This is a genomic window from Agrobacterium sp. K11 (assembly GCF_059429395.1).
Window position 1 is genome coordinate 99,114 of record NZ_JCAHRB010000009.1, and the last position, 20,785, is coordinate 119,898.

At 59.8% G+C, this 20,785-nt stretch carries 20 protein-coding genes; 4 read left to right on the plus strand and 16 right to left on the minus strand.

The window, feature by feature from the left end; genetic code table 11:
• Position 1: 1 nt before the first annotated feature.
• The 11 genes from odhB to sdhC all read right to left on the minus strand — a co-directional run bounded on the left by odhB (position 2) and on the right by sdhC (position 13,275).
• Positions 2 to 1,234 (minus strand): 2-oxoglutarate dehydrogenase complex dihydrolipoyllysine-residue succinyltransferase, encoded by a 1,233-nt coding sequence (odhB, locus tag AC5SEO_RS17085; RefSeq protein ID WP_019566052.1) that lies wholly within the window; start codon positions 1,232 to 1,234, stop codon positions 2 to 4.
• Positions 1,235 to 1,287: 53 nt separating this feature from the next.
• A complete protein-coding gene (locus tag AC5SEO_RS17090) occupies positions 1,288 to 4,284 on the minus strand; it encodes a 2-oxoglutarate dehydrogenase E1 component (RefSeq protein WP_003516728.1) in 2,997 nt (998 codons plus the stop codon).
• Between the two features lie 176 nt (positions 4,285 to 4,460).
• Positions 4,461 to 5,363 carry a succinate--CoA ligase subunit alpha gene (gene sucD / locus AC5SEO_RS17095; RefSeq protein ID WP_003516727.1) on the minus strand — a complete coding sequence of 301 codons (903 nt, stop codon included), beginning with the start codon at positions 5,361 to 5,363 and terminating at the stop codon, positions 4,461 to 4,463.
• Between the two features lie 17 nt (positions 5,364 to 5,380).
• Positions 5,381 to 6,574, minus strand: a complete 1,194-nt coding sequence (gene sucC, locus AC5SEO_RS17100; protein WP_003516725.1) for an ADP-forming succinate--CoA ligase subunit beta — start codon at positions 6,572 to 6,574, stop codon at positions 5,381 to 5,383.
• 131 nt (positions 6,575 to 6,705) lie between these two features.
• Entirely contained in the window at positions 6,706 to 7,668 is a 963-nt protein-coding gene (mdh, locus tag AC5SEO_RS17105) for a malate dehydrogenase (protein WP_003516723.1), read from the minus strand.
• Positions 7,669 to 7,844: 176 nt separating this feature from the next.
• On the minus strand, positions 7,845 to 9,008 hold the full coding sequence (gene zapE, locus AC5SEO_RS17110) for a cell division protein ZapE (protein ID WP_013636887.1): 1,164 nt from the start codon (positions 9,006 to 9,008) through the stop codon (positions 7,845 to 7,847).
• 87 nt (positions 9,009 to 9,095) lie between these two features.
• A complete protein-coding gene (locus AC5SEO_RS17115; RefSeq protein WP_003516719.1) occupies positions 9,096 to 9,638 on the minus strand; it encodes a protease inhibitor Inh/omp19 family protein in 543 nt (180 codons plus the stop codon).
• 205 nt (positions 9,639 to 9,843) lie between these two features.
• Positions 9,844 to 10,623 (minus strand): succinate dehydrogenase iron-sulfur subunit, encoded by a 780-nt coding sequence (locus AC5SEO_RS17120; protein ID WP_003516718.1) that lies wholly within the window; start codon positions 10,621 to 10,623, stop codon positions 9,844 to 9,846.
• A gap of 15 nt (positions 10,624 to 10,638) precedes the next feature.
• Positions 10,639 to 12,480, minus strand: coding sequence for a succinate dehydrogenase flavoprotein subunit (gene sdhA / locus AC5SEO_RS17125; RefSeq protein ID WP_013636888.1), 1,842 nt, complete (start codon positions 12,478 to 12,480; stop codon positions 10,639 to 10,641).
• A gap of 7 nt (positions 12,481 to 12,487) precedes the next feature.
• Entirely contained in the window at positions 12,488 to 12,868 is a 381-nt protein-coding gene (gene sdhD, locus AC5SEO_RS17130) for a succinate dehydrogenase, hydrophobic membrane anchor protein (protein ID WP_003516716.1), read from the minus strand.
• 14 nt (positions 12,869 to 12,882) lie between these two features.
• Positions 12,883 to 13,275 carry a succinate dehydrogenase, cytochrome b556 subunit gene (gene sdhC, locus AC5SEO_RS17135; RefSeq protein WP_013636889.1) on the minus strand — a complete coding sequence of 131 codons (393 nt, stop codon included), beginning with the start codon at positions 13,273 to 13,275 and terminating at the stop codon, positions 12,883 to 12,885.
• 306 nt (positions 13,276 to 13,581) lie between these two features.
• Between sdhC and AC5SEO_RS17140 the strand changes: the two genes are divergently transcribed.
• Positions 13,582 to 13,950, plus strand: coding sequence for a hypothetical protein (locus tag AC5SEO_RS17140; RefSeq protein ID WP_019566047.1), 369 nt, complete (start codon positions 13,582 to 13,584; stop codon positions 13,948 to 13,950).
• 5 nt (positions 13,951 to 13,955) lie between these two features.
• On the opposite strand, the gene AC5SEO_RS17145 is transcribed toward AC5SEO_RS17140, so the two are convergent.
• From AC5SEO_RS17145 to tsaD, 5 genes are all read right to left on the minus strand, one after another.
• The gene (locus AC5SEO_RS17145) at positions 13,956 to 14,600 is read right to left on the minus strand and encodes a class I SAM-dependent methyltransferase (protein WP_003516713.1); all 645 of its coding nucleotides are present in this window, start codon (positions 14,598 to 14,600) and stop codon (positions 13,956 to 13,958) included.
• Between the two features lie 7 nt (positions 14,601 to 14,607).
• On the minus strand, positions 14,608 to 15,051 hold the full coding sequence (locus AC5SEO_RS17150) for an EVE domain-containing protein (RefSeq protein WP_003516712.1): 444 nt from the start codon (positions 15,049 to 15,051) through the stop codon (positions 14,608 to 14,610).
• 6 nt (positions 15,052 to 15,057) lie between these two features.
• Positions 15,058 to 15,351 (minus strand): YciI-like protein, encoded by a 294-nt coding sequence (locus tag AC5SEO_RS17155; RefSeq protein WP_003516711.1) that lies wholly within the window; start codon positions 15,349 to 15,351, stop codon positions 15,058 to 15,060.
• An 86-nt stretch (positions 15,352 to 15,437) separates the two neighbouring features.
• Entirely contained in the window at positions 15,438 to 16,421 is a 984-nt protein-coding gene (locus AC5SEO_RS17160) for an NAD(P)H-dependent glycerol-3-phosphate dehydrogenase (protein WP_065688672.1), read from the minus strand.
• Positions 16,421 to 17,518 carry a tRNA (adenosine(37)-N6)-threonylcarbamoyltransferase complex transferase subunit TsaD gene (gene tsaD, locus AC5SEO_RS17165; RefSeq protein ID WP_065688673.1) on the minus strand — a complete coding sequence of 366 codons (1,098 nt, stop codon included), beginning with the start codon at positions 17,516 to 17,518 and terminating at the stop codon, positions 16,421 to 16,423. Before tsaD ends, AC5SEO_RS17160 begins: the two co-directional genes overlap by 1 nt.
• A 73-nt stretch (positions 17,519 to 17,591) precedes the next feature.
• Here tsaD and hemC point away from each other — a divergent pair, with 73 nt between their 5' ends.
• The 3 genes from hemC (at position 17,592) to AC5SEO_RS17180 (ending at position 20,782) form a co-directional block, all read left to right on the plus strand.
• Positions 17,592 to 18,521, plus strand: a complete 930-nt coding sequence (gene hemC, locus AC5SEO_RS17170) for a hydroxymethylbilane synthase (protein WP_019566045.1) — start codon at positions 17,592 to 17,594, stop codon at positions 18,519 to 18,521.
• A gap of 4 nt (positions 18,522 to 18,525) precedes the next feature.
• Entirely contained in the window at positions 18,526 to 19,266 is a 741-nt protein-coding gene (locus tag AC5SEO_RS17175) for a uroporphyrinogen-III synthase (protein WP_065688674.1), read from the plus strand.
• Positions 19,267 to 19,339: 73 nt separating this feature from the next.
• Positions 19,340 to 20,782: a COG4223 family protein gene (locus AC5SEO_RS17180; protein WP_065688675.1), complete on the plus strand. Its 1,443-nt coding sequence runs from the start codon at positions 19,340 to 19,342 to the stop codon at positions 20,780 to 20,782.
• Positions 20,783 to 20,785: the final 3 nt, after the last annotated feature.

The following is a 20,785-nucleotide window of genomic DNA, read 5'->3' on the forward strand; positions in this document are numbered from 1 at the left end:
ATCAGAGATCGAGAACCAGACGTTCCGGATCTTCGAGGCTTTCCTTGACGCGAACGAGGAAGGTCACGGCTTCCTTGCCGTCAACGATACGGTGATCGTAGGAGAGCGCAAGATACATCATCGGACGGATGACGACCTGACCACCGATGGCGACCGGACGCTCCTGGATCTTGTGCATGCCGAGGATGCCCGACTGCGGCGCATTGAGGATCGGCGAGGACATCAGCGAGCCGTAGACGCCGCCATTGGTGATGGTGAAGGTGCCGCCCTGCATGTCGGCCATGCCGAGCGAACCGTCGCGCGCTGCCTTGGCGAGACGGCCGAGTTCCTTTTCGACACCAGCGATGGAGAGCTGGTCGGCATCGCGAATGACCGGAACGACGAGACCCTTGTCGGTGCCGACAGCCATGCCGACGTGACAATAGTTCTTGTAGATGATGTCCGTGCCGTCGATTTCAGCGTTGACGGCGGGCAGTTCCTTCAGCGCGTGGGTCACGGCCTTGGTGAAGAAGCCCATGAAGCCGAGTTTGACGCCGTGCTTCTTCTCGAAAACGTCCTTGTAGCGGTTGCGCAGATCCATGACGGCGCTCATGTCCACCTCGTTATAGGTGGTCAGCATGGCGGCCGTGTTCTGTGCATCCTTGAGGCGACGTGCGATCGTCTGGCGCAGGCGGGTCATCTTGACGCGCTCTTCGCGAACCTGATCCTGCTCGGCCGAAACCGGACGGGGAGCAGCAGCAGCGACCGGAGCGGCGGCAGGTGCCGAAACACCCTTGGCAACAGCGGCGAGAACGTCGCCCTTCAGAACCTGGCCACGCTTGCCCGAACCGTCGACCTGATCGGCGGAAAGGTTGTTTTCAGCGAGCAGCTTGCCGGCGGCAGGTGCCGGCGGCATGGCGCTGCCAGCCGGAGCGGCGGCCACGGCTGCGGCAGGTGCCGGTGCAGCAGCAGGCGCAGCAGGCTTTGCCGCGGGTGCAGAAGTTGCAGCGCCGGCAGCACCTTCGGCGATCTGGCCGAGAAGGGCGTCGAGACCGACGGTTTCGCCGTTCTGCACGACGATTTCGGTCAGCACGCCGGAGGCGGGTGCCGGAACTTCGACGGTAACCTTGTCGGTTTCGAGTTCAACGAGAGGTTCGTCGGCCTTGACGGTATCGCCGACCTTCTTGAACCAGGTGCCGACGGTCGCTTCGCTGACGGATTCGCCGAGGGTTGGTACGCGGATTTCAGTGGCCATGATCTAGTTCCGTTATTCGGGTGTCTTTTTTGCGGGGCGATGCGGGAGAGTTCTCACTCTCCCAGCGCGTCTTCCAGGAACGCAGCAAGCTGCGCCAGATGCTTGGACATCAGGCCGGTCGCCGGAGAGGCGGCAGCCGGACGGCCCGTGTAACGGACCTTCTGGTACTTGGCGTCGATATGCGCCAGAACCCATTCAAGGTAGGGATCGATGAACGACCACGCACCCATGTTCTTCGGCTCTTCCTGGCACCAGACCATTTCCGCGTTACGGAAACGGGAAAGCTCGTTGATGAGCGCCTTGGCCGGGAACGGATAGAGCTGTTCGACACGCAGCAGGTAGATGTCGTCGATACCGCGCTTTTCACGCTCCTCGAGCAGATCGTAATAGACCTTGCCCGTGCACATGACGACGCGGCGGATCTTCGAATCCTTCTGCAGCTTGATCGGACCATCCTTGATGACCTCCGCATCGTCCCACAGGAGACGGTGGAAGGAGGACTCGCCTGCAAGCTCCGCAAGCGACGAGGTGGCGCGCTTGTGACGCAGCAGGGACTTCGGCGTCATCAGGATGAGCGGCTTGCGGAAGTCACGCTTCATCTGGCGGCGCAGGATATGGAAGTAGTTAGCCGGCGTCGTGACGTTGGCAACCTGCATGTTGTCTTCGGCGCACATCTGCAACCAGCGTTCCAGACGGGCGGACGAATGTTCCGGACCCTGACCTTCATAACCATGCGGCAGGAGGCAGACGAGACCGGACATGCGCAGCCACTTGCGTTCACCCGAAGAGATGAACTGGTCGAACACAACCTGGGCGCCGTTGGCGAAGTCGCCGAACTGGGCTTCCCAGAGCGTCAGTGCATTCGGGCGGGCAAGCGAATAGCCATATTCGAAACCAAGAACCGCTTCTTCCGAAAGCATCGAGTTGATGACTTCGTAACGGGCCTGCGTCGGCGAAAGATTGGCAAGCGGGATGTAACGCTCTTCTGTCTCCTGATCATAGAGAACCGAGTGGCGCTGCGAGAAGGTGCCGCGTTCGCAATCCTGACCGGACAGACGGATCTTGTGGCCGTCTACGACCAGCGAACCGAAGGCCAGAGCCTCAGCCATCGCCCAGTCCAGCCCCTCGCCGGTCTCTACCATCTGGGCACGGTTTTCCATGAAGCGCTGGATCGTGCGGTGTGCGCTGAAGCCTTCCGGAATGGTCGACAGCTTCTTGCCGATTTCCTTCAGCTGCTTCATCGGCACGCCGGTCTTGCCACGACGCTGCTCATCGGCATTGTCGGCGGCGCGCAGACCGGACCACTGACCATCCAGCCAGTCGGCCTTGTTCGGCTTGTAGGACTGGCCTGCCTCGAACTCCTGCTCGAGATGGGCGCGCCAATCGGCCTTGATCTTCTCGAAATCGCCTTCGGTGATCAGGCCTTCCGCAATCAGGCGGTCAGCATAGATGCGGGCAACAGTCTTGTGGCCACGGATGACCTTGTACATCTTCGGCTGCGTGAACGCAGGCTCGTCGCCTTCGTTATGGCCGAAGCGACGGTAACAGAACATGTCGATGACGACAGGCTTGTGGAACTTCATGCGGTATTCGGTTGCAACCTTTGCCGCATAAACCACCGCTTCCGGATCATCACCGTTAACGTGGAAGATCGGCGCCTCGATCATCTTGGCAACGTCGGACGGATAGGGCGACGAGCGCGAGAAGGCCGGGTTCGTCGTGAAGCCGATCTGGTTGTTGATGATGAAGTGCATGGTACCGGCAACGCGGTGACCGCGCAGGCCGGAGAGGCCGAGAATTTCGGCAACCACGCCCTGACCCGCAAAAGCGGCATCGCCGTGCAACAGGAGCGGCAGCACCTTGGCGCGTTCCGATAGCGGAATGATGTCGCCGTCCCATGTCTTGGCAAGCTGGTCCTGCTTGGCGCGGGCCTTGCCCATGACGACAGGGTTGACGATTTCAAGGTGCGACGGGTTTGCCGTCAGCGAGAGGTGAACCTTGTTGCCGTCGAATTCGCGGTCTGAGGAGGCACCGAGATGGTACTTCACGTCACCGGAACCTTCGACGTCATCAGGCTTGAACGAACCGCCCTTGAACTCGTGGAACACGGCGCGGTGCGGCTTGCCCATCACGTTGGTCAGAACGTTCAGGCGGCCGCGGTGAGCCATGCCGAGCACGACTTCTTCCAGACCGTCCTGGCCGCCGCGCTTGATGATCTGCTCAAGTGCCGGGATCAGCGATTCACCGCCATCGAGGCCGAAACGCTTGGTGCCCTTGAAACGCACGTCGAGGAACTGCTCGTAACCTTCGGCTTCGACGAGCTTGGACAGAATGGCCTTCTTGCCTTCCGGCGTGAAGTCCACACCCTTGTCCGGACCTTCGATGCGTTCCTGGATCCAGCCCTTTTCTTCCGGGTTGGACATATGCATGAATTCGACGCCGAGCGTCGAGCAATAGGTGCGCTCGAGAATATCGACCATTTCGCGCACGGTCGCGTATTCGAGACCGAGGACGTTATCGATGAAAATCTTGCGGTCGTAGTCGCTTTCCTCGAAGCCATAAGACTTCGGCGAAAGCTCGTTATAGTCCTCAACGGCGCTGGCGATGCCAAGCGGGTCGAGCTTGGCGTGCAGATGGCCACGCATGCGGTAGGCGCGGATCATCATGATGGCGCGGACGCTGTCACGGGTCGCCTGAAGCACTTCGGCCGGGCTGACGGCCTTGCCGGTATCGGCGCTCTTGGCCTCGGCTTTCGCCTGAACCTTCTTCTCGATGGCCTTCTCGACCGTAGCCCAGTTGCCATCAAGCGCGGATACCAGGTCGCCGTTTGCCGGGATCGGCCAGTTGGCGCGCTTCCAGGAGGCGCCCTTGGCTGCCTTCTTCACGTCTTCCGGATTGTCGGACAACGCCTTGAAGAAGCTCTGCCACTCCGGCGACACGGAAGAGGGATCCTCTTCGTACCGGGCATAGAGCTGCTCGATATAGGCTGCATTCGCGCCGTCCAGAAACGACGTGATCTGAAACTGCTCGTTCGCTTCTTGCCTTGCCATTGTGTTCTTGCGGACTTGTCCGTCCGCCTCCTCGATGCCGTTAGGGCCGTTTATCGGCCTGCCGCTTGATTATTGCTGTCTGCCGCCGGGGCGGTATGCCGTCTGTCTGTCGTTCTTTGCGGCTTCGGGCAGCGTGGCGTTAAAGCCGCACCGCCCGTTACCGGTCTCATGTGGTCTCAGCCCTTGAGGACTTCAACCAGCGTCTTGCCGAGGCGCGCCGGGGAAGGCGATACCTTGATGCCTGCAGCTTCCATTGCTGCGATCTTCGATTCCGCATCACCCTTGCCGCCGGAAACGACAGCGCCGGCGTGGCCCATGGTGCGGCCCTTCGGAGCCGTACGGCCCGCGATAAAGCCAGCCATCGGCTTCTTGCGGCCCTTCTTGGCTTCGTCGATCAGGAACTGTGCCGCATCTTCTTCAGCCGAACCGCCGATTTCGCCGATCATGATGATCGACTGCGTGGCTTCGTCGGCCAGGAACATTTCCAGGACGTCGATGAACTCGGTGCCCTTGACCGGGTCGCCGCCGATGCCGACAGCCGTCGTCTGGCCGAGGCCTTCGTTGGATGTCTGGAATACGGCTTCATAGGTCAGCGTGCCGGAGCGCGAAACGATACCGACCGAACCCTTGCGGAAGATCGAGCCCGGCATGATGCCGATCTTGCATTCTTCAGGCGTCATGATGCCCGGGCAGTTGGGGCCGAGCAGGCGCGAGTTCGAACGGTCGAGGCGAGCCTTGACGCGCACCATGTCCATCACCGGAATACCTTCGGTGATGCAGGTGATGAAGGGGATCTCAGCCTCGATGGCTTCGATGATGGCGTCGGCTGCACCTGCCGGCGGAACATAGATCACGGATGCGTCTGCACCGGTCTTTTCCTTGGCTTCGGCAACCGTTGCGAAGATCGGCAGGCTTTCGCCCTTGGAGCCGGTCCAGGTTTCGCCACCCTTCTTCGGGTGAATACCACCAACCATCTGCGTGCCGTAATAAGCAAGCGCCTGTTCGGTGTGGAAGGTACCGGTCTTGCCGGTCAGACCCTGAACGAGGATCTTGGTGTCTTTATTAACAAGAATAGACATTATTTCCGGTCCCTCAATTAGCCGTTGATCGCCGCGACGATCTTCTTGGCTGCGTCGTCCAGGTCGTCAGCAGCCGTAATCGCAAGGCCCGATTCGTTCAGGAGCTTCTTGCCAAGTTCGACGTTGGTGCCTTCGAGGCGAACAACGAGCGGAACCTGCAAACCGACTTCCTTCACCGCGGCGATAACACCTTCGGCGATGACGTCGCACTTCATGATGCCGCCGAAGATGTTGACGAGGATACCCTCGACCTTCGGGTCAGCAGTGATGATCTTGAAAGCTGCAGCAACCTTCTCCTTGCCGGCGCCGCCGCCGACGTCACAGAAGTTTGCCGGCTCCTTGCCGTAAAGCTTGATGATGTCCATCGTCGCCATGGCGAGACCGGCACCATTGACCATGCAGCCGATGTTGCCATCGAGCGCAACGTAAGCGAGGTCCCACTTGGAGGCTTCGATTTCCTTGGCGTCTTCTTCGGTCTCGTCGCGCAGCGCCTTGACGTCGTCATGGCGGAACAGCGCGTTGCCGTCGAAGGACATCTTGGCATCGAGAACGCGCAGATGACCGTTTTCCATGACGATCAGCGGGTTAACCTCGAGGAGAGCCATGTCCTTCTCGTTGAAGGCCTTGTAGAGGATCGGGAACAGCGCCTTAGCGTCTTCCGCAGCAACACCCTCAAGCTCGAGCGCCTTGGAGATCGCGGCAACGTCAGCGTCGCTCACACCCTTTTCCGGGTCGATGGCGATGGTGTGGATCTTCTCGGGCGTGTCGTGGGCAACAGCTTCGATATCCATGCCGCCTTCGGTGGAAACCACGAAAGCAACGCGACCGACCGAGCGATCGACCAGCAGCGAGCAGTAAAGCTCGCGAGCGATATCCGCACCGTCTTCGATGTAAAGGCGGTTGACCTGCTTGCCGGCATCGCCCGTCTGCGCCGTTACCAGCGTGTTGCCGAGCATATCCTTGGAGTGGGAAACGACTTCTTCGATCGTCTTTGCGAGACGAACGCCACCCTTGGCGTCGGGGCCGAGTTCCTTGAACTTGCCCTTGCCGCGGCCGCCGGCGTGAATCTGGCTCTTGACGACGTAGAGCGGGCCGGGAAGCTGCTTTGCGGCGGCTTCGGCTTCTTCAACCTTGAGGATGGCGACGCCTTCAGCGACCGGCGCACCATAGCCCTTCAGAAGAGCCTTGGCCTGATATTCGTGAATATTCATGGAATAATCCCTGTTTGGAGCCGCTTGAAGCGCCCTGCATCCTTATCTGACGCAGGGCGCTTCAAGCTGTTGAATCTACGCATCGTGCCTTGCAAAAATCCAATCCGGTTTTGCGCCGATGCGTCAGGCTATTACTTCAGCGACGGAGCGATGTTGATGCAGGCTTCGCAGAGACCGGCAACAGCGCCGACGGACTTCTGGAAGGCGGCTTCTTCATCCTTGTTCAGCTCGATCTCGATGATGCGCTCGATACCACCGGCGCCGATGATGGTGGGCACGCCGACATACATATCGTCCACGCCGTACTGGCCCGACAGATGGGCAGCCGCGGGCAGAACGCGCTTCTTGTCCTTGAGGTAGGATTCAGCCATTTCGATCGCCGAAGCGGCTGGCGCGTAATAGGCCGAGCCGGTCTTCAGCAGGCCGACGATTTCCGCACCGCCGTCGCGGGTGCGCTGGATGATCTCTTCGAGACGCTCGGCGGTGAGCCAGCCCATCTTGACGAGATCGGTCAGCGGAATGCCGCCAACGGTGGAGTAACGCGCCAAAGGCACCATCGTATCGCCGTGGCCGCCGAGAACGAATGCCGTTACGTCCTGAACCGAAACGTTGAACTCTTCGGCGAGGAACAGGCGGAAGCGAGCGCTGTCGAGAACGCCGGCCATGCCGACGACCTTGTTCTTCGGAAGACCGGAAAACTTCTGAAGCGCCCAGACCATGGCGTCCAGCGGGTTGGTGATGCAGATGACGAAAGCGTTCGGGGCATATTTCTTGATGCCGGCGCCGACCTGCTCCATGACCTTGAGATTGATGCCGAGAAGATCGTCGCGGCTCATGCCGGGCTTGCGGGCGACGCCTGCGGTGACGATGCAGACATCAGCGCCTTCGATGGCAGCGTAGTCGGACGCGCCAGTGAGCTTGGCATTGAAACCTTCAACCGGTCCGGACTGGGCAATATCCAGACCTTTGCCCTGCGGGATGCCGTCGGCAATATCGAAGAGGACGATATCGCCCAGTTCCTTCAGGCTGGCGAGATGCGCCAGCGTGCCGCCGATCATGCCAGAACCAATAAGTGCAATCTTTTTGCGAGCCATCGAATGCTTCCTCTAGAGCTTCAATTCAATTTCACCACGCCACCGGCAGCCAAATTGTCGCACTTCGATTAGCCCCATTGACCAAAATTGGCAACAGATTCTTTTGGCATGAATATTTTCAATCGTTTAGATCATTATTTTCTTACGTAAACGTAAGAGAATGCGTCACGAAAGTGTCAAACTTTCTGCCGTTTTTCATGGTGGAGCACCAGATAATCTGCACTGCGCATCTCAAACAGGCGCGAGGCGGTGCGATCGAACTCGAAACCTTCGGTGCCCTTGCGCTTGCCGAGCAGGTCTTCGGGCATGGCCGCAGCGGAGGCGAAGAGGCGGACGCTGTGATCGTACAGCGCGTCTATGAGAATGATAAAACGCTTGGTTTCGTTCCGTTTGTCGGCATTGAGAAACGGGATGTGGTCGATGAAGACTGTATCGAAACGATTGGCTATCGCGAGAAAATCAGAAGCGCCGAGCGGCTTTTCGCAAAGGTCGGAGAAGGAAAAGCGGGCCACACGGCCGCTGGCGCGCGGCACCAGAATGGAGCGGCCCTTCATCGGTATTTCAGTTGGCGCGACAAGATGGCCACCGGTCATGTGCCGCCAGGCCATATCCATCGCCTGATCCGCCGCACCGTCGAGTGGCGTGACATAAACCGGCAGGCTTTCCAGCTTTTCCATGCGGTAATCGGTGGGACTGTCCAGCGTCACCACTTCCACATGCTTCTTCAGCAAATCGACGAAGGGCAGAAACAGGCCGCGATTAAGCCCGTCCTTGTAAAGATTGTCGGGCACAACATTGGACGTTGTTACCAATGTGCAGCCATTGGCAAAAAGCTCGCTGAAAAGCCGGGCGAGGATCATCGCATCGGCAATATCCGTGACGGTGAACTCATCGAAGCAAAGAAGCTCCGCTTCCGCCAGAAGCTGGGCTGCCACTGGAGGAATGGGATCGGCCTGCTTGGTTTCGCCATTCTTGAGCTTCTGCCGATGCGCGTGCACGCGATTATGGACATCAGCCATGAATTCGTGAAAATGGCAGCGCCTTTTGGAAGAGACGGGCGCCATCTCGTAGAACATGTCCATCAGCATCGTCTTGCCGCGTCCAACGCTGCCATGGACATACAGTCCCTTGACGAAGGCGGCAGGGCCAGCCTTGCGAGCGAACATCCAGCCGAGTGCGCTTTTTTTCCTGGCGGGTTTGCGCGCTTTCAAATCGGCAAGGATACGGTCGAGGTGGGCCGCAACGCCGCGTTGTGCGGCATCCGCCTGCAAGGTGCCAGCTGCCGTCAATGCGTTGAGCTGTTCAACGACACTATGGTTGTAGTCAGGCAATGGCTTCATGGAAAAGCGCCCCGGTCGCGGACGGACGCCCGCGACGAATGGAATGGCTTGAAACAGGCGAGGCGATCCGGATGCACCGGAGATGCTCTATCGGCTGAGGCTCAGCGGCTGGCCGCTATTCGTCGTGCCGTCAAAGCGCGCATCGGCGCTCTTGTAGACGCGGCCGATCGTATCGCCGGAACGGTTCTTGAAGAGGACCATCTTGCCGGACACTTCCCAGGACCCCATCGCCGTGAGTTCGCCGGAGCAGCCACGCGTGCCGCCACGAGAACCGCTGCCGAGATTGGTAAGCGTCAGGAACATGTCGCAATTGGCGCCGCCATTGGAAACGCGCCAGTTGCCAACCATGGATTCCTTGGTGACATCAAGCGCCGTTGTCGGCGGAGCGGCAGACGCCATATCAGTGCCGCCAGGCGTCGCAGAAGCGGGTGCTGACGGGAACTGACTGCCGGAAGCACCACCGGGTGGCGGCAGGGCGCCAGACTGAACGGAGGGAACCGGCTGTGCTTGCAACGGCGGCGTATAACCGGGATTGTTGCTGGTGTTGTTGTTGTAATCGTAGGAGGTACGTTGGCAACCGGCCAGGCTCATTACAACCGCAAGACCCGTCACCACATATCTGAATTGCATATCAAGCTCCCGATTCTCTCGCTTCCGGAAAGACCATGATCAAACAAGAAGGCTGAATTATTACCAAAGCCTTATCTTGCGCAAGCGATGGCTGGGATAATTACCATTTCGGTCGATTTTTACCGAAATTTCCCGCGCCCGGTTGTAAAAAAGGGCCGCGGTCCAAACCGCGGCCCGATAGATTTTCTGTCCAAACGAATCGTCTTCAGACGCGACGCTCGACCATCATCTTCTTGATTTCCGCGATCGCCTTGGCCGGGTTGAGACCCTTCGGGCAAGCCTGCGCGCAGTTCATGATGGTGTGGCAGCGATAAAGACGGAACGGATCTTCGAGATCATCAAGACGTTCGCCGGTTGCTTCGTCGCGGCTGTCGATCAGCCAGCGATAGGCCTGCAGCAGAACGGCGGGGCCGAGGTAACGGTCGCCGTTCCACCAGTAGCTGGGACAGGAAGTGGAGCAGCAGGCGCACAGAATGCACTCGTAGAGACCGTCGAGCTTCAGGCGGTCCTCATGGCTCTGCTTCCATTCCTTGGCAGGCGTCGGCGAAACCGTCTTCAGCCACGGCTCGATGGAGCGGTGCTGCGCGTAGAAGTTCGACAGGTCCGGAACGAGGTCCTTCACCACTGGCATATGCGGCAGCGGATAGACCTTCACCGTTCCCTTGATCTCTTCCATGCCCTTGGTGCAGGCGAGCGTGTTGGTGCCGTCGATGTTCATAGCGCAGGAACCGCAAATGCCTTCACGGCAGGAGCGGCGCAGCGTCAGCGTCGGGTCGATATTGTTCTTGATGTACAGCAGCGCATCGAGAACCATCGGCCCGCAATCGTCGATATCGATATAATAGGTATCGATGCGCGGGTTCTGGCCATCATCCGGGTTCCAGCGATAGATCCGGTATTCGCGAACGTTCTTGGCACCATCCGGCTTCGGCCAGACTTTGCCTTCGCTGATCTGGGAATTCTTGGGGAGAGCGAGTTCAACCATATCCAGTTCCTCAAATCAGTAGACGCGAGCCTTCGGCTCGATCTTTTTCGGATCGATGCCGTCGGCGATCAGGTCGGTGTGAACAGGGCGGTAGTCGAGCTTGACATCACCTTCAGGGCTGACCCAGGCAAGCGTGTGCTTGCGCCAGTTCACGTCGTCGCGACCGCCGAACGGACCATCGACGAAATCCTCACGGGCATGCGAACCGCGGCTTTCCTTGCGCGCTTCCGCGCCATAGACCGTGGTGATCGCGTTGGCCATCAGATTGTGCAGCTCGAGCGTTTCCACCAGATCGGAGTTCCAGACCATCGACCGGTCGGTAACCTTGACGTCAGGCAGTTCCTTCCAGATGGCGGAAATGCGCTGGCAACCGCTTTCCAGCGATTCCTGTGTGCGGAATACGGCGGCATCGTCCTGCATGGCGCGCTGCATCTTGTCACGCAGCACCGCCGTCGGCGTCGAGCCGTTGGCATAACGCAGGCTGTCGAAGCGATCCATGATCTTGTCGCAGGCAGCCGTGTCGAGAGCCGGAACCGGCGCATCGCGGTCGATGACCTGGGCTGCACGGATGGCGGCAGCGCGGCCGAAGACCACAAGGTCGATCAGCGAGTTGGAGCCGAGACGGTTCGCGCCGTGAACCGAGGCGCAACCGGCTTCGCCAACGGCCATCAGGCCGGGAGCGATGCGTTCCGGGTTCTCGGCGTTGGCGTTCAGCACTTCGCCCCAATAGTTGGTCGGAATGCCGCCCATATTGTAGTGAACGGTCGGCAGGACCGGGATCGGCTCGCGCGTCACGTCAACGCCGGCGAAAATCTTGGCGCTTTCGGAAATGCCCGGAAGACGCTCGTGCAGGATCGCCGGATCAAGGTGATCGAGATGCAGGAAGATGTGGTCCTTGTTCTTGCCGACGCCACGACCCTCGCGGATTTCCATGGTCATGCAGCGAGACACCACGTCACGCGAAGCAAGGTCCTTCGCCGAAGGAGCATAACGCTCCATGAAGCGCTCGCCTTCGGAGTTGACGAGATAACCGCCCTCGCCGCGCGCGCCTTCGGTGATCAGGCAGCCCGCGCCGTAAATGCCGGTCGGGTGGAACTGAACGAATTCCATATCCTGAAGCGGCAGGCCGGCACGTGCAATCATACCGCCGCCGTCGCCGGTGCAGGTATGGGCAGACGTTGCCGAGAAATAGGCGCGGCCGTAACCACCGGTCGCCAGCACCACCATCTTGGCGGAGAAGCGATGGATCGTGCCGTCATCGAGGTTCCACGCCACGACGCCCGTGCAGCGGCCATCGGGCGCCATAATGAGGTCGAGCGCGAAATATTCGATGAAGAATTCCGCATTGTTGCGCAGCGACTGGCCGTAAAGCGTGTGCAGAATGGCGTGGCCGGTACGGTCGGCAGCGGCACAGGTGCGCTGCACCGGCGGGCCTTCGCCATAGTTCTGCATATGGCCGCCAAACGGGCGCTGGTAGATCTTGCCTTCGGCATTACGCGAGAAGGGCACGCCGTAATGCTCCAGCTCATAGACCGCCTTTGGCGCTTCCATGGCGAGATATTGCATCGCGTCGACGTCGCCCAGCCAGTCGGAGCCCTTTACGGTGTCGTAAAGGTGCCACTGCCAACAGTCGGGCGTCATGTTGGTGAGAGAAGCGGCGATGCCGCCCTGCGCCGCGACCGTGTGGGAGCGCGTCGGGAAAACCTTGGTGATGCAGGCCGTGCGGAACCCCTGTTCCGCCATGCCGAGCGTTGCGCGCAGACCCGCGCCGCCGGCGCCCACCACGATCACGTCATAGGAGTGATCGACGTAGGTGTAAGCCTTGCCATTCTGGGAAGGTGAACTGATCGATGCCATGGCCGATTTATCCTGCGAATGCGATTTTCAGAATGGCGAAGATGCAAAGACCGCCAATGAGAACCGCGAAAAACGTATTGAGCATCAGAAGAACGAGCTTCGAAACCTCGCCGTGAACGTAGTCTTCGATGATGACCTGCATGCCGAGCTTCATGTGAATGAGGCCGGAAACCAGCACCAGACCCATGATGACCGCAACGAGAGGGTTGGAAAGCGCCGCCGCAACTTCCGGATAGGGAGCGCCGGCATATTTGATGAGAAAGACCACGAAGAAGATCAGCAAGGGCACGTTGGCGACGGCCGTAAGGCGCTGGCGCCAGAAATGGTCGGTGCCTTCCTTGGCGGAGCCGAGGCCACGAACCTTTCCGAGAGGTGTACGCATATCCATGACAGGCTATCTCCTTAGCGCACGATCAGGGCGATGACCCAGATCAGCGCGGTCAGACAGATCGACGCTACAAAGGTCGCCTTGGCGAGTTTCGTGTTGAAATTCTTCTCGAAGCCATGGCCGAGATCCCACATGAAGTGGCGAAGGCCGCCCAGCATGTGGTGAACGAGAGCCCAGGTATATCCGATCAGGATAAGCTTGCCGATGATCGTACCCATTGCCCAGCTGACCCAGTCGTAATAGGCAGGGCCGGAAGCAAGTGCAATAAGCCACCAGGCGACAAGAAGCGTTCCGAAATAAAGCGCCGCACCCGTGATGCGGTGCACGATGGATGCGACCATCGTCGGAATCGGCTTGTAAATTTGAAGATGCGGCGACAGAGGCCGGTTATTTGTCACGTTCGCCATCAGAACCTCGCGGCGTTTTCCCGTGCACCCGTCAGATCGGGCGCCCCCAAGCAACAGCACATGACGAAAGAATGTGCATTGCACCAACCGCGACGTTTAATCACATGGGAGCATCACGACAAGCACATTTCATGACCGATTCCAATTTAATCGATTGGTTCACGAATTTTTTTTGGAATTTTTTTGCTCGAAAATAAAAAAACGAGCATTTCCAAGATTTACGCCTTCAAAATATTTACCTTTACGTAATTTCGAAATCATGTAATTTACTATTCGTTAACCAAAAAAATCCGGAGAATGAGGCTCATGTTACAGCGTCGAATCGCAGCTCTGGCGGTGATGACTGCAGGCATTATTTTCACGGCACTGCCTCCTGCTGCGGCAGGTGATTTTTATAGTCGCCACCATTATCAGCATCGTCAGTCACAATTGAGCTTCTCCACGGACGGACTGCCCTCCACGCTTTCCGGCGGCACTTATGTGGGTGGAATATCCGCCTTGAGAGTCCGTGGGAACGGCAATTATTTCGCGATCAATGGTGGGCTTTCGCGACAAGGCGCAACCGTCAATATGGGCGCGCAGCTGGCACCGAAGGCGAAAATCATCAACGTCCGCGCCGAAACGACAGGCGACGCCTGCGATTACCAGCACGGCGTCTGCATCATCAGGCCCTGATATAATCAGACAAAACGCCAGACGGTGGTTTTTTTGACTTCACTGTCTTCCAGAGCCCGCGTCACCGGCACCTGATAGGTTGCCTCGGCGTAAAGGCGCTGTTTGGGCAGGTAGGCCCGCCCCGGATCGCCGACGAGCACGGTCACGCCTCTATCCGCCAGTTCCAGAAACCAAGGCACGAGGAGATCGGCAAAGGCGCGATCATAAAACACGTCGCCGGCCAGCAGAACATCCGCCTCAACCGGCGTCCCAACCAGATTGCGGCCGGTAAAATCGATGGCCACACCATTGAGAGCCGCATTCAGCCGAATGGCCGTTTCCGTCCACGGATCGATATCGGCGGCGACAACAGCCGCGGCGCCCGCCTTTACGGCGGCAATGGCGACCAGTCCGGAACCGCTGGCGAAATCCAGCACACGCTTGCCGGAGACACTTTCAGGATGATCGAGAACGTAGCGGGCAAGTCCCTGTCCACCAGCCCAGGCGAAAGCCCAGAATGGCGGCGGCAGGCCGATCTCCTCCAACTCCTCCTCCGTCTTCAGCCACAGCTCATGCGCTTCGGTCGCAAGATGAAGGCGCAATTCCGGCACATGTGGTGGATGCATGATGCCGGTATTGTCGAGAATGAAGCGTTCGGGATCGGTCCTCACCGAAAGCTCAGTCCGGAGATTTCGGTGGATTGGAAAGGCCACCCATGCGGCAGACTTCGAGATATTCCTCTTCCGTCACCGGCTGCACCGAAAGCCGCATGGAGGTGACCAGCGACATCTTTTCGAGTTTCGGATTGGCCTTCACATCCTTCAGCGAAACAGGTTTCGGCATGTCGCAAACGGCGCGGATATCCACGCAATCCCACTTCAGATCGCCCTCTGCGGTCGAATCCGGGTGTGAAAGGGCGCAGACTTCCACGATGCCGACGACATCAAGCCCTTCATTCGAGTGGTAGAAAAAACCCTTGTCGCCGATTTTCATGGCGCGCATGTTGTTGCGGGCCTGATAATTGCGCACGCCGGTCCATTCTTCGCCGGCCTCGCCCTTGGCCTTCTGCATTTCCCAGGACCATTTGAACGGCTCAGACTTGTAAAGCCAGTAATTCGCCATGGCCGGTCACGCCCCCGGATTGTTGAAGACCCAGTTATAGGGCTTCACATCCACGCTTTCGAACAGGCCGGCCTTTGCATAGGGATCGGCATCGGCAAGGGCCTTGGCCGCATCGATGTCGGCAGCTTCCACGATGACAAGGCTGCCATTCGGCTTGCCTTCGGCATCCAGAAACGGTCCGGCAATCTTCAGCGTGCCTTCGGCGTTCAATTTGTTCAGGTGCTCCAGATGAGCCGGGCGCGTGTCCATGCGCACGTTCAGATGGCCGGGCTTGTCCTTGCAGATAAAGGCAAACAGCATTTTCGTCTCCTCGCTGGCGCATGTCTCCCAAAAGTGTAAGCGGTTTTGGGACCAAGACATGCGTAAAAACTATTCGAAGGCCACACTCATTCAGTGGTGATGGGCCTTGTCATCAATTGTTGCATGGCGCTCGCCACGTCCAGATTGCCGTCGATGATGGCCGCAACCGCCTCGGTCACCGGCATGTCGACAGCGTGATGTTCGCCGAGCCGGGCAGCAACGGCTGCCGCAAAGGCGCCCTCCACCAGCCCGCCGGACATGTCCTTGCCTTCGCCCCGGCCAAGCGCGATGCCGAAACGCAGGTTTCGCGACTGGTGGCTTGTGGCGGTCAGCACGAGATCGCCAAGGCCGGAAAGACCGCGCACGGTATCGGCCTTGCCGCCCATGGCAACGACCAGACGCGACATCTCGGCAAGCCCCCGCGAAATCAACGCCGCCCGTGCGGAATCGCCGAGGCCCGCACCTTCAACGATGCCGGCGGCAATGGCGAGCACATTCTTCAGTGCGCCGCCAAGCTGCACGCCCGTGCGGTCGGTCGAGGCATAAAGCCTGAACGTTCTGCCGGAAATCGTGGTCGCCAGCCGCTCGGCGATGACAGCGTCTTCCGCCGCTATCGCCATCGCCGTCGGCAGTCCGCGCGCGATATCGGCCGCAAACCCCGGACCGGAGAGAGCGGCGATTGGATGATGCGGCAGTTCCGCTTCCAGAAGTTCCGTCAGCAGCCGGCCGGACACCCGGTCGATGCCCTTGGCGCAGGTAACGATGACACAATCATTAGCCAGATAAGGACCGTAATGGCGCGCCGCATCGGCATGGGCCTGAGAGGGCATGGCAAACAACACGATGCCTGCATCGGCCAGCACATCCGGCTCAACGGAAAATTCCAGCGCATCCGGCAGGTCTACACCCGGCAGGACAGCCTCGTGAATACGATCAGCCCTAAGATCGGCCATCAGGGACGCATCACGGCCGAGCAGGGTCACGTCATGCCGGTTCTCCAGCGCGATGACGACGGCGAGCGCGGTTCCGAAGGCGCCAGCGCCGATGACGACGATTTTCTCCCGCTGCATCAGGCCTTGGCTCCCCTTTTGCCGAAACCGATCAATGTCTCCGCGCTGCCATCAAGCGGCCAGCGCGAGCGCGGCGCGATCTCCAGCGCATCGGGTTCCCGGCCGCATGCCATCCGCTCCAGCCCGGCCCAGGCAATCATCGCGGCATTGTCGGTGCAGAGCCGGTGCGGCGGTGCGACAAAGCGGAACCCGTGGACATCACAAAGCGCCTGGAGGGTCTGGCGGATTTCCGTATTGGCGGCAACGCCGCCGGCCACGACCAAAGCGGGCTCCGTCTCGAGATGCGGAAACTCTTCCTTAAAGCGGGCAAGGCCACGACCGATACGGTCCTTGAGCGTGCGTGACACCGCCTTCTGGAAGGAGGCGCAGATATCGGCAATATCCTGATCCGAAAGCGGAGCGATCGCGGTTGCCGCCTGCCGCACCGCTGTCTTCAGACCGGAGAAGGAAAAATCGAGTCTCGTCTCGCCGACCATCGGGCGCGGCAGTGCAAAACGGTCAGGGTTGCCTTTCGCTGCTGCCTTTTCAACCGCAGGCCCGCCGGGATAGGGCAACCCCAGAAGCTTCGCAGTCTTGTCGAAGGCTTCCCCAAGCGCGTCATCAATGGTCGTACCCCAGCGCTCGTATTCACCCACACCGCGAACCAGCACGAGCTGGGTGTGGCCGCCGGAGACCAGCAGCATCAGATAGGGGAAGGAAAGACCGTCGGTCAGACGCGCCGTCAGCGCATGGCCTTCGAGATGGTTGATGGCGTAAAGCGGCTTGTCTGCAGCCTTCGCAATCGCCTTGCCGGTCATCAGGCCCACCAGCAGACCGCCAATGAGGCCGGGGCCGGATGTGGCCGCGATGGCATCGACATCGGCAAGGGTGACACCCGCCTGTTCCAGCGCTTCTTCCACCAGCGTGTCCAGCGCCTCGACATGGGCGCGGGCAGCAATTTCGGGCACCACGCCGCCATAGGCGCTGTGTTCCTCAAGCTGCGACAAAACGACGTCGGACACGATCTCGCCACGTCCGTCCGCATGCCGAACCACAATGGATGCAGCGGTTTCGTCACAGCTTGTCTCTATGCCGAGGATACGAAGAAAGGGGGTCATCAATTCTGTTCGTTCATTGCGATCATGCGCTGAGTTGGTCTAAGACAACTCCGGTAACAATGGATAGACGCGGATGCAAACAAAACCTTTCCGAATCGGCACGCGCGGCAGCCCTCTGGCGCTCGCACAGGCTTACGAGACCCGTAACCGGCTGATGTCGGCACACGGTCTGCCGGAAGATATGTTCGAAATCGTCGTGCTTTCCACCAAGGGTGACCGGATAACCGACCGCGCTTTGTCGGAGATCGGCGGCAAGGGCCTGTTCACGGAAGAACTGGAGAGCCAGCTTCTTTCCGGCGAGCTCGATATTGCCGTGCATTCCTCCAAGGACATGCCGACCGTTTTGCCGAAGGGCCTTTATCTTTCCGCTTTCCTGCCGCGCGAGGATATGCGCGACGCCTTCATTGGTCGCACCGCACCGAAGCTTCTGGAACTACCGCAGGGCGCCGTTGTCGGCTCCGCATCCTTGCGCCGCCAAGCGCTGATCCGCCGCCTGCGTCCCGACCTGAGCGTCATCATCTTTCGCGGCCAGGTCGAAACCCGCCTGCGCAAACTGGAGGAAGGCCAGGCGGATGCTACGCTTCTCGCCTTTGCCGGCCTGAAACGGCTGGGCATGGAGAATGTCCCGACGGACATTCTCGACCCGAAGGAATTTCCACCAGCCCCCGCGCAGGGCGCGATCTGCGTCGAGAGCCGTATTGGCGACACACGCATGGACGAGTTGCTTTCACCTATCAACGACATACCCACCTACGATGCCGTTACCTGCGAGCGCGCCTTTCTGGCCGCCCTCGATGGTTCCTGTCGCACCCCGATTGCAGGCTTTGCTACCTGCCACGGCGAGGAACTTCATTTCTCCGGCCTGATTCTCACACCGGACGGACAGACGAGCCACAGCGTCGAGATTTCCGGTGCTCGCAAGGATGCCGAGGACTTGGGTCGCAAGGCCGGTGAAGACGTGCGCGCCAGGGCAGGCAGCAACTTCTTCGACGGCTGGAGCTGAGCCGATGCGGATCGTCGTCACCCGGCCGCTTCGTTCGGGCGAAAAGACGGCCGCAAAGCTTGAAGCCCTCGGTCACGAGCCGGTGCTTCTTCCGCTGTTTCATCCCGTCCACCACGGCGAGCGCGCAATATCAGCGCTATCGGAGCCGCTGTCGGCCATCGCCGTGACCAGCGCCGAGGCCTTGCGGGCGCTTAGAGATTTCCGCCACCGACTTGCGTCCCATCTTTCAAAACCGCTTTTCGCCGTCGGCGAGGCGACGGCGGAAGCGGCGAGGGAAATCGGCTTCCGAAACATCCTCACCGGATCTGGCGATGCGGTGGCTCTCGCGGGGCTTGTCTCGGAGCATCGCCCCCTAACGGAGAGCACAGATCCATTGCTCTATCTTGCCGGCACGCCGCGAGGCGCCGTGTTCGAGGACGGCATTGCCGCCGCGGGAATTTCCTTCCGAACCGTCGATTGTTACGAAATGCAGCCGTCAGATCTTTCAGACGATATGCTCGAAACAGCACTTGTGAAGACAGCTGCCGATGTGGTCCTGCTCTATTCGTCGGAAGCCGCACGGGCCTTTTTCCGCCACGCATCGTCGGAAAAATATGTGGCGGCGCTGACCACCACACAATTCGTCTGCATCAGCCGCAATGTGCTTTCACTGGTTCCGGAAATCTTCCGCGCGAACGCCGCAGCCGCCGAAGGGGCAAACGAGGCAGCCATGTTTGAACTTCTCCACCGAAAGTCTGGAACCTAATTCAGGCTCGCCTCTTTCCTTTGCCGCCGTCACTGACTAGGTTTAGACTATTGCAGGCAGAAATGAGGTTGTCATGGTATCGGGAAAGCCGCCACGCCACTCCAAGTCAAACGCCGAACCGGTCACCATCGACCTGGACGCAAAAGACGTGAAAGCAATTTCCGCCGACGTGGATGCTGCAAAGACTGATGACAAGACCGGCGAGACGACACCGGCAGCAGCTCAGCCAAACGTTCCTCCCAAGCCAGAAGCAGCCGAAACGTCCAGCCCGGCTCCCGTCTGGGAACAGACGCATAAAACACCCATGGAGCCTGCACCGAACGTTCACAAGGCGGAACCGGCAACCGGCAAGCCCCAGGTGGAAAAACCTGCCGGCAACCAGCCCGAGACAGCTTCGCCAAAACCCGAAGCGAAACCGGTGACCAGCGCGACTGACGCAAGCGCTGCTTCCGCTTCCGCGGCGGGCGCAAAGCCTGCGACTTTTGCTTCCACATCGTCGTCCGCAGCATCCGGAAGCGCGACTACTGGTGCAAAGCAATCGACAGGCGCGTCATCCTCCGGACCTGCCAAGCCATCCACGCCACAGCAACCCGAGCGCAAACAGGCGGCAACCTCCGGTGTGATCGCGGCGGGTATCGTGGGTGGCCTCGTGGCGCTCGCAGCTGCTGGCAGCATGCAATATGCCGGCATTCTGCCCTCGTTTAATGTGAGCAAGACCGGAAGCGATGAGATTGCCGCATTGAGAACCGAGCTAGGGAGCCTGCGTCAGCAGCTCGCCAATGTTCCCGCAGCAGGAGGGGATACCTCGGCGCTGGAACAGCGCATCGCCGCTCTTGAGGGCGCAAAGGGCGAAGCCCCGCAGGTGGACGCACTTTCGGAAAAAATAACCGCGCTGGAATCCGCGCTCACGTCAGAGCGCTCCGCGCAGGCCTCAGCAACGGCGGAGCTGACACGCCGCCTGACTGACGCGGAAACCAAGATCAATGAACCGCGCGACGATATAGAAGTCGCCCGCGCCATTGCCTCGGCCGCACTGAAAGCCGCGATCGATCGCGGTGGGCCGTTCCTCACTGAACTCGACACATTGTCCAAGGTAACCCCGGACGATCCGGCAATCGCATCCTTGCAGTCTTTCGCCGCAACCGGCGTGCCGTCGCGCTCGGAGCTGATGCAGAAATTCCCCGACGTTGCGAATGCGATGCTTTCGGCGATCAATCGGCCCGACCCCAATCAGGGCATCATGGAACGTCTGACGGAAAGCGCCTTTTCGCTGGTGAAGGTCCGCCCCGTCGGAAACATCGAAGGCGAGACCCCCGACGCCACGATCGCGCGCATGGAAAACAAGTTGCGCAACGGAGATCTGCAGGGTGCGGCACTTGAATGGAATGGGCTTCCGGAGGCCGCCAAGACAGCATCCGCCGACTATAAAAAATCTCTGGATGTGCGCATCGAGGTCGAAAACCTGGTGGGAGGCACGTTAAACCGCGCCATCACCAGCACCGGCAAGCAGGGGTAAGGC